Consider the following 12,536-nt stretch of genomic DNA (forward strand, 5'->3'; position numbering starts at 1 on the left):
GTTCATCGGCTGTTTGATTTTCGAATCGCCCTCGTCGTTCGCCTATGTAAGCATTGCGCGGTGAGGGGACGCCATGTCGCTGTTTTCATCAGTGCTGGAGCAAGCTTGGCGGCGCTGAGCGCAGCCGTTCCGTCCGCGTCCGCGCTGCCGTGCCCCGACGTCGAGGTGGTGTTCGCGCGCGGCACCACTGAGGACCCCGGTGTGGGGCCAACGGGACAGGCGTTCGTGGACTCCGTACGCGCAAAGCTCGGCGCAAAATCGATCGGGGTCTATCCGGTGGACTATCCCGCCACGATCGACTTCCCCACGGCGCTGGTCGGCATAAGGGACGCCAGCGCGCACATCGAAGCCACGGCGGCGAACTGTCCCAACACCAAGATGGTGCTCGGCGGATTCTCTCAAGGCGCAGCCGTGATGGGCTTTGTCACCGCGAATGTCATACCGGACGGAGCGCCTGACGGCGTACCGAATCCGATGCCGCCCGACGTCGCCAACCACGTCGCCGCAGTGGCCCTGTTCGGCAAACCAAACGCCCGGTTCATGGGAGCGATCAATCAGCCGCAGATCGTCGTCGGCCCGGCGTATGCGGCCAAGACGATGGACTTGTGTGTCCCCGACGACTTCGTTTGTTCGGGCGGAAGGGATTTCAACGCGCACATGCAGTACGCGGACACCGGGATGATCGACCAGGCGGCCACTTTCGCCGCGGGTCGGGTGTTGGCAGATTCGCGCGCAGCCGCACCACCGCTGGCACCGCAAGCGCCTGCCGCAGCCGCACCACCGCAGGCACCTGTTCCTGCCGCACCGCCTGCCCCCGCCGAACCACCGCCCGCCGCGCCACCGCCACAATCGTCGGCCCCGGCTCCGCCGCCGTTTGACGCACTTCACCCACTTCCCCCCGGGACGTTGTTGAGGTGTGACACTGTCTGCCATGTCATCGGCCCCGCGTGACAGGCGCCTGAGCAACGCCGTTTCACGACGCGACGTCCTGAGATATGCGCTGACCGCCCCGGCTCTCGCGAGCCTTGCAGCGGTTGGCTTTGCCGAGCCGAAGGCGTCGGCCGCGAACCCTCAGCTGATCGATTTTGCAGAGCGGCTGGTGCCGGCGGATCAGATCGCAGCGGCAGGTTTTGCAGGGGCGCTGGTTTATGTGTCCGAACTGCGGCCGGGGGCAACCTTCGATTTCAAGCCCGTCAGCCGTGAGTATGCGGATGCGCTGCGCGCGGCGGGTCTTCATGCCGTCAGCTGTTATCAGTACGGAAAACCCGGTTGGCCAACGCCTTCCGACTACACGCGTGGCTATGACGGCGGTGTGGCGGACGCTCAGACAGCACTGCGGTTGCATGGTGCGGCGGGCGGGCCGGCTTCGGCTCCGATCTTCTTCAGTGTCGACGAGGACATCGACGTCAACACGTGGAAAAACGTTGCGCTGCAATGGTTCCGGGGGATCAACTCGGTACTCGGAGTGGGCCGCACAGGCATCTACGGCCATAACCGAGCGTGCGGGTGGGCTTTGGCGGACGGCGTCATCGGGCGCTCGACCACCCCGGGATACGCGTGGGCCTGGCAGACCAAAGCGTGGTCGCATGGCGAGCGCGAGCCTGCGGCCGTGCTTTTTCAGTCTGTGGTCGTCGGCCCGTCAGAACCGGGCGTGGCGCTAGGAGGTGTCCACGTGGATGTGGACGAGGTGCTGGCGGCCGACTTCGGGCAGTGGGATCTCGCTCGCGGCTGATACGGGCAATCGCGAACGGGGGTTGCTGGCATACGCAGACCGCTAAGCTCGCGCGTGGGATCAGGCAAGTAGCCGTGCTTCGGAAGTAGCTCTGGCGAAAACGCGACGCCGACGTACAAGGGAATGCCCCATGATCATTGCCCTCGGTCTGTACCAAGGATTTACCGCCCTCGACGCAATCGGCCCCTACGAGGTACTCACCTATTTGCCTGGCGCACAGATGATCATCTGCGCCGAGCGCACGGGCATGATCGACGACCATAACGACCTCGTGCACATGCGCGTCGACGCGACGTTCGCCGATGTGCCACGTCCGGACGTGCTGCTTGTGCCCGGCGGTCCCGCCGCGGGCCAGTACGCCGCAGACGGGCACCCGATCGTCGACTGGATCCGCCAGGCCCACCCGCACACGACGTGGACAACCTCGGTATGCACAGGCGCGCTACTGCTCGGCGCCGCGGGGCTGCTCAACGGATTGCCGGCCACCACCCACTGGAGCGCCTACGACGCTCTTGCCTCCTACGGCGCCCAACCAACGGAACAACGCGTGGTCACCGCGGGACGGATCGTGACGGGTGCCGGAGTCTCCGCCGGCATAGACGTTGCCCTCACTCTTGCCGCGAAGATCGCCGGACCCGAAGTGGCCCAAAGCATTCAGCTCGCCATCGAATACGACCCTCAGCCGCCATTCGACGCGGGCTCACCGTCGAAGGCGCCGAAACGGATCTACGACATGGCGGTTGCGGCCCTTGGCGACTGATGGTGAAGGGCACGCAATTCAGTACGGAGCGCCGATGATCGGCCACCCGTATGGGCTTCTCTCGCCCGGCCTGCAATGTGTAGTGGGTGGTGGGCCGATCCCCCAGCCGGCCCCGCCGGGCGGCTGCGGTGGAGCCGTACCGCCGGCGCCACCACCTTCGTAGCAGCCCGCCATTCACACCAGACGCGCTACCGCGGTCTCACATTCCGTCAGCACGCGAACCCACACAATTGGCTACGGCGTTTGAGAAATTGAGTGTGGCTCTGTCGAGAGAATCCACTCCGAATTTAGGACGACCTGCAGGCGTCGGCACGTTGCCAATTATTTCTCGCCTATAGCAAGGTCCACTAGCTAACTCGCCGGTAGAACAACATTCAATCGCTCCGTCCTCTGTTGCCAAATCTGCAAGCAACCGCGCATTATCCGGTCATACTGCGGGAGACTCCGTGAAACGCGGATCACTGGCGAAGGAGAAATCGGTGAAATATGAATTGATAATCGCCATCGGTGCCGCGACAATCGCGGTCGGAGGTGTGGCCGCCTGTTCGAAGGGCGATGACGAATCCTCCAGCACGTCCTCGACCGCGGCGTCGTCGAGCAGCGCCGCCAGCTCGGCTAGCGCGACCACATCGGTATCGGCCTCAGGTGCGGCGGGATCTGCCACGGTCACGATCGACGGGCAGCCGCGGAACGTCGATGGTCAAGTGGTGTGCGCGACCACTGACGGCAAGTTCTCCATCGCGATCGGCGACGTGATCACGGGTGTCATCGTTGGCCTCGAGCCCGACGGTTCGGTCGTCCACAACATCGGGCTGGGCGACGTGAACGGTGCCGTTCTGAGTTTCACAGAGGGTGTGCCCGGCAACACGGCCAGCGCCACCAAAGACGGTAACCACTACAAGATCACCGGCACGGCAACCGGAGTCGACAATGCCAACCCGACGCAACAAGTCAGCAAGCCCTTCGAGATCGACGCTACCTGCCCCTGACGTCCACTCTTCGCTGCACCTGTCCGATCACAGCAATATTTACGTTCAGCTAAATTTCTGAACCGTTTCGGCCCCAGGCGCGCGTTGATCGTCTTAGCTTGATGCTGTTCGGGCAACCCGCCCGGCGAAACCGAAAGAAGGCAAGATGATCAAGCCACTATGCGCGGCAGCCGCGATATGTGCGCTCGGGGTGGTCTTTGCGCCCGCTGCGTACGCGATTACCACCGCGGAAGCGGACTACATACAAGATCTGAATTCCGCCGGCATCGGCGGCGACGAGGCGGGACTCATCGCCGACGGACATACCGTCTGCGCGGCCATAGCAGCTGGCCACGACCCCAACACGTTGTCCCAGACGTACTACGACAACGCCGTCAATCTGAGCCACGCTCAAGCCGACGCGGCCGTGAACCTTGCCGTCAAGGACTTGTGCCCCACAGGGTGAAAGGCGAACCGATATACGACTGACCCGTCACGCAGGTCATTTCAGGCGACCAGATTTAATCCGGCCGCCGTTCTATACGCGATGCGACGTATCCCGCATTGCTGATTCCGTATGGCATCGCAAATTGTGATCCATTGCCAACTCATCACAGTTGGACTCAATCGGCAAATGTGTGCTCGTAACTGCGTAAAAGCAGTACCAGAATTCTGCGTGGCACCCAACCGGCGTTGACGAATTTCATTTTTGTCGCCTCTCGGTGGGACATTCTCAGGTACGGTAAGACCGCTTCAACCCAGCGAAACAGCGTTAAGGAAAGATACACATGGCTCAACAATTGCCTCCCGCACAGCAACCAAGTAGTCACCTGGTTTTCGCGATCCTGACGACACTGTTTTGCTGCCTGCCCCTCGGCATCGTGTCGATCGTGAAAGCGTCTCAAGTTTCCGGACTGTGGGCTCAAGGCAATTACGCTGGCGCGCAGGCAGCCTCAGATAGCGCACGGAAGTGGGCGATGTGGAGCGCGATCTTGGGCATCGCCGCAATCGTCATCTACGGCGTTCTCATCGCCGCAGGCGTGATCGACATGAACATCGACACCAGCACGAGCTGACTTCACTGGCCCGTCGACCACACATGCTGGCCAGAACCCTGACCGCAGGAATGCTCAGTCAGGCAATCCGGCCGCGATGGCCTCGTCCTGCTTTCTACCGAGATCGAGGAGGAAGTCCGGCTGCACCGGGTCGTTCGCTTCGCTCTCCAACTCAAGGACGACGAAGACCTTGTCGTGGGTGAACATCAGCACGCCTTTGGCTTTCGAGCCGTCGGGCGACGGCCCCACCGCGATCTGACCACCGGTGCCCACATCGGCTGGTTCTGGTGTTGCCTTCACGCTCAATTCGGGAATCGCCTTGGCGCTCGCGTCGAGCGCCTGTGACGCCGCGGCGGCGTCGGGATAGACATAGATCGTGTCGTCGACCTTGCGGGAGTCATTCTGATTGGTGAAAACGCCTTCAATTCCAGCCGGATTGGGCACCGGTAGCGTCTGCGTCAGGCTGAAGGTGTCGCCCGGTACGACGATGTCGGCCGGCTTGATCAGCAGATTGCTGTAGTCCGACGGCTGGGCGGCAGCACTGCTCGAGGTCGGTTCCGCTGACGACGCGGCGGACGCCGACGACGACGATGACTTGGACGACGACGGGCTTGACGACTCGTCGCTACCGCAGCCGGTAACCGCCGCACCTAGCACCAAGGTGCCCGCCGCTAAGCCGGCAGCCGCCACCGAAACCTTCACGCGGAACTCCTTGATTAGCCGGGCAAGCCGTTCTTGACGGCAGTGTCCTGTTTGGTGGCGATTCCCATCGCAATTTCCGGCGGGACAGGATCGTTGGGGGCGCTGGCGAACTCGAGATCGACCATTGCTCTGCCCTGCGTGAACACGATTTCGGTCAGTGCCTTGGTGTTATCGGTCGACGTGCCGGCGACCATGAATCCGCCTGTGCCGATGTCGACCGGCTGCGGCGTGCCCGAGATCTTCTGCGCGATAGCGTCTTTCATGTGCGGGATGGTGTCGGTAGCTGCGCCGGGATTGTCGAAGACCGCAACTGTGTCGATGACGAACTGCGTGCCCTCCCGATTCTTGAATGTCTGCCCGGCGCCGGTCACCCCGCTGGGATTCGGTATCGGTGGCCCATCGGCGACGGTGTCGCTGCCGATGTCCTCTGGCTTGATGAGCAATGCGGTGTAGTCGCTTGGTTGCGCGCCAGACGGACTGGCCGCTGCGCTGGTGGAGGTGGGTGCGGCCGAGCTCGACGATGCCGCCGACGGTGATGACGTGTCGGACTTCTCGTCGTCGCCGCCGCCGCAACTCGCCACGGTAGCGCCGACCAACACTGCAGCGATCGCCAAGCCAGTCGTAGATGCCCGCATTATTTTCCCCCGTTTTTGCTTGGTGACAGCTATATATAACTGCTATATAACCCGGCGGCGGCACCCTGCGTGACGTTAACGTCAAAATCACTTTTGCGGCCTTGCCAGCTCGAACTCGCAAATTCCGAGCAGGCAGGCGACGCTGGGCGTCACAATCGCCTGCGTATGGGCAAATATGGAGGCCCGGCGGGCCGCGGTTGGCGCCCGTCGACCACGTGCGGTTCGGTCGGCTGTTCGGGCGACAAGCCACCTCGCGTCCGTCTTTTCCCACAGCCCCGGAACAGGCAGAGGTGAAATCGGCTCGAGCGCGTATTAGACGTCTACGGGGTCAGGCTGAACATGCTCGTCAAATCGCCTGCCCTGCCTGAGTTTCTGGAATCGCTGGCGGAACTCATCGCGTCGAATTGCCGCATCTGCGACGACTGTTTCGCGTCGGGTAGTTTGCAGCGTCGTAGCTTGATACCCGTTATTTCTTGGGAGTCCAACGGTTTTGGCTCGGACCCGCCCTGGCTAGCAGAGATCTTTTACAGCTGCACCCACGATGACATTGGCAGCGTCGACAGAGATCTGGGTGGAATTTGCGAGGGCCTCGGCGACTGCCCCGGCGGGCGTTCCCCCCTGAATAGCCTGGCAGATTATGTGGCCGTCATCGATCAGCGGCTGGTTACTGCCTTGCAACGTGACGCCGGCGGCTTGCAGGTCGGCAATGTACTGCGCGTCGTCGCTTGCATGAGCCGGTGGCGCGAAGGCCAGCAAGATGCCGATCCCCACCGCTGCAATTGCTGCTTTCGTCATATTGGATTCCCCCCTTTGGAACCGGTCCTGCTGGTGTCAGGTCAAACGAAACATCTAGCAAACCATGTTCGCGCGTCCTCGTCATGCGCATGAGGTTTTTCCGGCGATCAATCCTCGGCGGGGCATCTGACGCGGACACGACCCGGAATGTCGTTGGGCCGCCCATCCGCGGTGGAGCTGTCGCGACGCTCTCGCTCAACTCCTTCACGAAGGTTCCGGCGGACCTAGCGAATCTAATTCCCGCCGTTGTAGCTCGGACTCAGCCTGCTATGGCGTGCGGGGGCGCGGGCGGCCGATCAGCTGGCGGGCGAAAATGCACCGGGGGATTCCGCTAGCTACCGCTTCGTGTTGCCCGCTACCTCGACCGCTTTGCAGAACTGCACTTACGCTCCACAGCGAAACGCATGCCAAATGTCCGTGGAATGTGCTGCTGCACAGCGGTTTTGGATGACCGTCGGTTCGCTTACGGGCCATCATCCGGAGGCGCTGAGTGCTCAGGGGCTACGCGGGTAAGTGCGTAGCCCCCTTTGTCTGCGAACGATCAGCCGCCAGCGCCGATTACCAGGGAGTGGGGAATGTTGAAAAAGCTTGTGTGCCGCCCAGTTGCGACTGTTGGGGGTTGACGCCGACTGTGCCGGGGTTGCTCACGGTCAGTCCCGGGTTGACGGAGACAATGGACGGCTTGCCCGGGGGATCCGGTTGCGGGTTGAAGGCCTGGGCAGTGCCAGCCGCCAGTCCAAGGGCGGCCAGTGCGAGTGCGCCGGACACGACGACCTTGCCGGCTATCTTCTTCATGTTGTGGTTCATGTCTTCCTTTCGCTGAAGCGGACCAGGCGGTCCGTTGCGTAAAGGTTGCGGCTGACGCCTTGGCGGATTCTTGGCGGATTCTTTGACGCGCTCCGGTGATGGCGCGGCGTTCGTGTTCGTCGTCGCGATGATCGGCATCGCCTACATAGACCGCCGTCCTCCTCGACGAACCCGCAGCCGGCGTGGGAGATTTCTCAGCGTTTGTTGCGTCAAGCTGCGACCGTCTCCGAAAGAACTGCAAGTCAGCTCGCTGTGCTACGAGCAGCTTCACGCAATCGTCGCAACCAACTGCGGATTGTCCCGATTGTCCGGTCAGTTAGCGGCGGACGACCCGCAGATGTGAATCTGCCCGCGGTTTCTCGGTAATATCTGGCCGCATGAGCAACCACCAACTGACGCGTTGTGGGTTGCGTCATTCCTGGTCACGCGGCTTGCGACGCGCCGGCCTGGGCGCCGCCGCGGTGCTGGCCGCCGGCGTTCTGCTGATCGCGCCAAGCGTCCTCTCGCGCGGCGTGCCCTCAGCCAGCTCCGACGACTGCCCGGACGTCGAGGTGACGTTCGCCCGCGGCACCGACGAACCGGCCGGCCTCGGGCGCGTCGGCCAGGCCCTCGTTGACTCGCTGCGCCAGCAGACAGGCATGAACATCGGTGCGTATGCGGTGGACTACAAGGCAAGCCTTCTCCAGTTGCATACCGATGCCGGCTCCAAGGACGCCGTGTCGCACATCAAAGCCATGGCCGACAAATGCCCGAATACGCCGCTGGTCTTGGGCGGCTATTCGCAGGGCGCGTCGGTGATCGATATCGTCACCGGAGATTCGGTGGGGGGCCTCCTCAGGGGCACTACGCTGCCCGCCCAATACGCCAACAACGTCGCGGCAGTCGTCACCTTCGGCAATGTGGCCGACCGCAACGGTGCACCGATAACCACCCAGAGTCCGCTGTTCGGTTCCAGGGCGATGGATCTGTGCAACCCCAGCGACCCGATCTGTCACGCGGGCCCCGGCAACGAATGGAGCGGGCACACCGAGGGCTACGTGCCCATCTACACCGACCAGGCGGCGAGCTTCGTCGTCGCCGAGATCTTGGGGATCCAACCTCCCACGACGTCCGGGCCTTCTGCGACGCTCGCACCATCTACGACGGCCGAATCGCCCACAGCTTTCCACTGACGGGACCGATCGGCCGAGTGATAACGGGTCGCGGACGAGGGTATTCAGTCCGCGAAGTAAGGCGTCGACTAAACAAGATCGATCTTGAAGATAGGGTCTGACGTGGGGCTGTTGAGCTTCGGTTGATTCTTGACGGATCTACTGCGGTTGATCCTTGACACTCGTTGTTGTGTTTAGGGTCCGGTGCGGGTGCGTAGGGCCCGTTTGTTTCTTACCTCGCCGTTGCTGTTGCGGGCGGCGGTCTTGACCAATACGTCGCCGATGTAGAAGCGCAGCAGTGCACCGTCGACGTGGACGTCGCAGCGCGAACCGGCGTAGTGGCGGCCCAGGCTGACCTGCTGCCAGGACACGCTCACCACCCCATTGCTGGTGACCCGCCGACTCACCCAGTCCGAACCGGTGCGCTCAGCGCTGAGTCCCTGCTCGGCCGGCAGCGCGACCGCCGGATCCGCAGCGACGGTCTCAAAGGTGAACCGCGAGTTCGGAGTCGCCATCTGCAGAGCCTGGTGCGGGCGGGTGGTGTTGTAAAAGATCACCCACTCATCCAAGGCTTGCTGGGCCACCTTCAAGTTCGCGAAAGGCTCTCTGTCGCTGAGGAATTCCGCGCGCAGGCTGCGGTGAAACCGCTCAATCTTGCCGGTCGTGGTCGGACTGCGGGGCTGGGTCAACAGATGGTCGATGCCGTGTTCGCGGCAGATCGCCTCGAAGAGCACCTCGACCGGCGGATGATTGAACCGGCCGGTGAACACCTTGCCGTTATCGGTCAGGATCTGCACCGGCGCACCATAGGTACCCAGCGCTGCGCGCAACCCATCGCAGACCGCGCGAGTGCGCTCACGAGCCATCAACTTCGCGCACACGCACAGCCGGGAGTGGTCATCGATGCCGGTGAGGGCTTTGGCGCTGGTGCCATCGGCCAGCGCAAACCCGCCGACCACATCCATCTGCCACAACTCCATCGGCGCGCCGCGTTCCCAGCGTTTCCACTTGCGCGAGCGCCGATCACGCAGATGCGGATCGATCATCTGCGCACGCACCAACGCCCGATAGGCCGCCGACTCCGAGGGCACCGGCCTAACACCGCGCCTAGACAGTTCGAACACCAACCGCCGCGGCCCCCAATACGGCCGCGAACGCCGCAGCTCCAACAGCGCCGCCTCCACCTGGGCGGGCATTTGATGCGGACATGACCCCGGTCGATGCGACCGATCGATCAGCCCCTGCAGACCCTCGGCCTCATAGCGGGCCAACCAGGAGTGCAGCGTCTGGCGCGACACCCCTACCTTCGATGCGACCTGCGAAATCGACAATCCGTCACTGATCACCGCCAACACGGCCTGATACCGCTGCTCGGCCACGCTCAACTCCCTCATTCCGGGAGTGTCAAGGATCAACCGAAGCAACTGTCAAGCATCAGCCGAAACACCGTCAGGCATCAACCGAAGACGAAACGTCCAGCATCAACCGAGGTAATACAGGTCTGACGTGGGGCGGGCGGGGCTCGAACCCGCGACCAACGGATTATGAGTCCGCGGCTCTAACCAACTGAGCTACCGCCCCAGGCGTGATCGGCGCTGCACCATGTTGCCATACGCGATTGTCCCCGCCCAGCGAGCGACATTGTCGCTCGCTGGGCGGGCAAATAAGCACCTCCCGCTGCCACTGGCCCGTGACGGCGCGACTAGCTCGCGAAGACGGTCTGCCCCTGCTCGTCGATCAGATACCGCTCTGTGCCCTCCGCCACCCGCGGCGCATCCGCACCCAGCGACACCGCGATCTTGTTGCTCGCGTTACGCATCACGTCCAACGTCAGCTCGAACGCCTCAGCCTCGGTGAAGTGCTCCCGCACCGCGGCGGCCACCTCCGAACCGATCCTCGACGGCGTCCAAATCAGCGCGTCCACATACCGCAACGCCGCCTTGTGCCGACCCGACAACCGATCCGACCTCTCGTACCTCTCGATCTCGCCGTACAGGTCTTCCGATCCCCCGGCATCGAGCGCATTCCCTTCCCGCAACGACTTACACAGTCGGCAGTTGTGCTGCGCTGCCCCGCGTAGACGCACCACCTCCGTCGTCACCGCGTCCAGCTCTCGCAGCCGCGCCACCGCCGGCGCGAAACCATTGAGGAGCGCCTCCGCCGGATCCTTGTCGTGGTCCCACTCGATCGGCTTACCGCTGCCCGGTTTCCCCAGGCCCAACGCATCGAGACCCGCCCACACCCTCGGCACGAAGTCCGCGATGAAGATCGCGACGACGACGCGAAAAGCTCTGTCGCCCAACGTCGCAACAAATTGCTTCCGTTGATGGTTTCCAATACCCGTCACGTCGACCGCGAACTGTTCGGCGAACGCCGCCACCACCGCCTCGTCCCCGGAAGTTCCGTCGAGCAGGTCAACCTCAACCGGCAACGGCCGTAATGCCAACGCCCTTCCGCACGTCAGCCGGATCAGCGCGTCAAGCCGCACATCCCCCGACGACAACGCGACAAGGTCAGCAATTCGTCCGGGCATTCCTGAGTCGGCCATCCATGGATTATTGCGCCTGGCTGACCGACGACATGTGAAAGTCGGGGATCCGCAGTGACGGCATCGCCGCCCGCGTCGCCCAGTCGCCCCATTCGCGCGGCAGCGTCATCTCGCTGACGCCCGCCTCCGTCGCCCGCCGCAGCAGATCCAGCGGGCTTTCGTTGAACCGGAAGTTGTTGACCGCCGCGGTGACCTCGCCATCCTCGACCAGATACACCCCGTCCCGAGTCAGCCCCGTCAGCAGCAGCACCGCCGGATCAACCGTCCGGATGTACCACAGCGTCGTCAGCAGCAGACCCCGCTCGGTCCGCGCGATCATGTCCTCCAGCCCCGCCGAGCCGCCCGTCATCAACAGGTTGTCCGCCGGCACCGCCACCGGCGCATCGAACTCAGCGGCCGCCGCCCGCGGATACGCCAACGCGTTGATCACGCCGTCGCGGATCCAGTCCACCCGCCCGATGTCCATGCCGTTGTCGAACACCGACACCCGCTCCGACGACGTGGGCGCCGCGACGAACGGCGTGCACGCCAGCCCATCAGCCAACGGATCCGAGTACAGCGTCAACGGCAGATGCGTCAGCTTCTCCCCCACCCGCGTGCCGCCACCGGGAGCCGACAACGCGGTGCGCCCCTCCTGCGCCCCGCGGCCATCCATCATCCAGGCCAGATAGATCATCATGTCCGCCACCGTCGACGGCGGCATGATCGTCTCGTACCGACCCGCCGGCAGCTCGACGGTCCGCTGCGCCCAGCCCAGCCGCGTCGAGAGCTCGGAAAGCAGCGAATCGATCGGCACATCAACGAAATCCGGCGTGCTGACTCCCGCCCACGCGCTTGCGCCGTCGCTCTTGGCGTTGATCTCCACCGAGCCTGTCGGCTGCGTGTATCGCCGCCGCAATCCACCAGACGTCGCCAGAAACGTCGTCTCCACGATGTGCCTGGCGTAGCCGTACAGCCGATCCGCGCCGCGAAAGCCCTGCGCCAGAGGGCCCGCCAGTCCGGAAAACACCTCAGCCCCCGTCACGGCCACCGGCGCATCCCAGTCGGCAGGCGCATCGGTGGCCGGCAGCGGCGGCGCGCCGTCGCGCGCTTCGGGCGCGGACACCGCCGCTTCCTGCGACGCGGCCACCAGATCGACGACGACAGACGGATTCACATCGCTGGACCGCACCGAACCAACGCGCGCTGTAGACCCCTGTCGCACAATCGAAATCACCGTGGTGTGCCGACTCACCGACTCACCGTTGGTAGTCATCGAATTTCCCGCCCATCGCAGCGCCGCGTCGGAGCGATCGGTGACCAACACAATCGTCTCGTCGGCCCTGCCCAACCTGCCGGCCTCGGCCAGCGCGATATCAACAACCTGCTGTGCGCCTATCACCG

The 12,536-nt window shown here is 63.6% G+C and carries 15 protein-coding genes and 1 tRNA gene; 7 read left to right on the top strand and 9 right to left on the bottom strand.

What is annotated here, in order from left to right; translation table 11 throughout:
• Window positions 1-60 precede the first annotated feature (60 nt).
• The 3 genes from ACWW36_RS26850 to ACWW36_RS26860 all read left to right on the top strand — a co-directional run bounded on the left by ACWW36_RS26850 (window position 61) and on the right by ACWW36_RS26860 (window position 2,492).
• The gene (locus tag ACWW36_RS26850; protein WP_456138968.1) at window positions 61-951 is read left to right on the top strand and encodes a cutinase family protein; all 891 of its coding nucleotides are present in this window, start codon (window positions 61-63) and stop codon (window positions 949-951) included.
• The gene (locus ACWW36_RS26855) at window positions 932-1,732 is read left to right on the top strand and encodes a DUF1906 domain-containing protein (protein WP_456138969.1); all 801 of its coding nucleotides are present in this window, start codon (window positions 932-934) and stop codon (window positions 1,730-1,732) included. The genes ACWW36_RS26850 and ACWW36_RS26855 overlap by 20 nt, the downstream gene beginning before the upstream one ends.
• A 130-nt stretch (window positions 1,733-1,862) precedes the next feature.
• Entirely contained in the window at window positions 1,863-2,492 is a 630-nt protein-coding gene (locus ACWW36_RS26860; RefSeq protein WP_456138970.1) for a DJ-1/PfpI family protein, read from the top strand.
• A 427-nt stretch (window positions 2,493-2,919) separates the two neighbouring features.
• On the opposite strand, the gene ACWW36_RS26865 is transcribed toward ACWW36_RS26860, so the two are convergent.
• Window positions 2,920-3,162, bottom strand: a complete 243-nt coding sequence (locus tag ACWW36_RS26865; RefSeq protein ID WP_456138971.1) for a hypothetical protein — start codon at window positions 3,160-3,162, stop codon at window positions 2,920-2,922.
• 37 nt (window positions 3,163-3,199) lie between these two features.
• On the opposite strand from ACWW36_RS26865, the gene ACWW36_RS26870 reads away from it, so the two are divergent.
• The 3 genes from ACWW36_RS26870 (at window position 3,200) to ACWW36_RS26880 (ending at window position 4,536) form a co-directional block, all read left to right on the top strand.
• The gene (locus ACWW36_RS26870) at window positions 3,200-3,481 is read left to right on the top strand and encodes a lipoprotein LpqH (protein ID WP_456138972.1); all 282 of its coding nucleotides are present in this window, start codon (window positions 3,200-3,202) and stop codon (window positions 3,479-3,481) included.
• Window positions 3,482-3,626: 145 nt separating this feature from the next.
• On the top strand, window positions 3,627-3,926 hold the full coding sequence (locus ACWW36_RS26875) for a DUF732 domain-containing protein (protein WP_456138973.1): 300 nt from the start codon (window positions 3,627-3,629) through the stop codon (window positions 3,924-3,926).
• A gap of 322 nt (window positions 3,927-4,248) precedes the next feature.
• On the top strand, window positions 4,249-4,536 hold the full coding sequence (locus tag ACWW36_RS26880) for a CD225/dispanin family protein (RefSeq protein ID WP_456138974.1): 288 nt from the start codon (window positions 4,249-4,251) through the stop codon (window positions 4,534-4,536).
• A 54-nt stretch (window positions 4,537-4,590) separates the two neighbouring features.
• On the opposite strand, the gene ACWW36_RS26885 is transcribed toward ACWW36_RS26880, so the two are convergent.
• The 4 genes from ACWW36_RS26885 to ACWW36_RS26900 all read right to left on the bottom strand — a co-directional run bounded on the left by ACWW36_RS26885 (window position 4,591) and on the right by ACWW36_RS26900 (window position 7,592).
• Entirely contained in the window at window positions 4,591-5,217 is a 627-nt protein-coding gene (locus ACWW36_RS26885; RefSeq protein ID WP_456138975.1) for a hypothetical protein, read from the bottom strand.
• 14 nt (window positions 5,218-5,231) lie between these two features.
• Window positions 5,232-5,852 carry a hypothetical protein gene (locus tag ACWW36_RS26890; RefSeq protein WP_456138976.1) on the bottom strand — a complete coding sequence of 207 codons (621 nt, stop codon included), beginning with the start codon at window positions 5,850-5,852 and terminating at the stop codon, window positions 5,232-5,234.
• Window positions 5,853-6,362: 510 nt separating this feature from the next.
• The gene (locus ACWW36_RS26895) at window positions 6,363-6,647 is read right to left on the bottom strand and encodes a DUF732 domain-containing protein (RefSeq protein WP_456138977.1); all 285 of its coding nucleotides are present in this window, start codon (window positions 6,645-6,647) and stop codon (window positions 6,363-6,365) included.
• A 558-nt stretch (window positions 6,648-7,205) separates the two neighbouring features.
• Entirely contained in the window at window positions 7,206-7,592 is a 387-nt protein-coding gene (locus ACWW36_RS26900; RefSeq protein ID WP_456138978.1) for a hypothetical protein, read from the bottom strand.
• A gap of 239 nt (window positions 7,593-7,831) precedes the next feature.
• Between ACWW36_RS26900 and ACWW36_RS26905 the strand changes: the two genes are divergently transcribed.
• A complete protein-coding gene (locus ACWW36_RS26905) occupies window positions 7,832-8,626 on the top strand; it encodes a cutinase family protein (protein ID WP_456138979.1) in 795 nt (264 codons plus the stop codon).
• A gap of 173 nt (window positions 8,627-8,799) precedes the next feature.
• On the opposite strand, the gene ACWW36_RS26910 is transcribed toward ACWW36_RS26905, so the two are convergent.
• The 4 genes from ACWW36_RS26910 to ACWW36_RS26925 all read right to left on the bottom strand — a co-directional run bounded on the left by ACWW36_RS26910 (window position 8,800) and on the right by ACWW36_RS26925 (window position 12,534).
• Window positions 8,800-9,999 (bottom strand): IS481 family transposase, encoded by a 1,200-nt coding sequence (locus tag ACWW36_RS26910; protein WP_456138980.1) that lies wholly within the window; start codon window positions 9,997-9,999, stop codon window positions 8,800-8,802.
• 113 nt (window positions 10,000-10,112) lie between these two features.
• Window positions 10,113-10,186: transfer RNA gene (locus ACWW36_RS26915), tRNA-Ile, on the bottom strand.
• A gap of 121 nt (window positions 10,187-10,307) precedes the next feature.
• Window positions 10,308-11,153: a carboxymuconolactone decarboxylase family protein gene (locus tag ACWW36_RS26920; protein WP_456138981.1), complete on the bottom strand. Its 846-nt coding sequence runs from the start codon at window positions 11,151-11,153 to the stop codon at window positions 10,308-10,310.
• A gap of 7 nt (window positions 11,154-11,160) precedes the next feature.
• A complete protein-coding gene (locus ACWW36_RS26925) occupies window positions 11,161-12,534 on the bottom strand; it encodes a metallopeptidase TldD-related protein (RefSeq protein ID WP_456138982.1) in 1,374 nt (457 codons plus the stop codon).
• Between the last annotated feature and the right edge of the window lie 2 nt (window positions 12,535-12,536).

It is taken from the genome of Mycobacterium sp. MMS18-G62, from assembly GCF_053877835.1.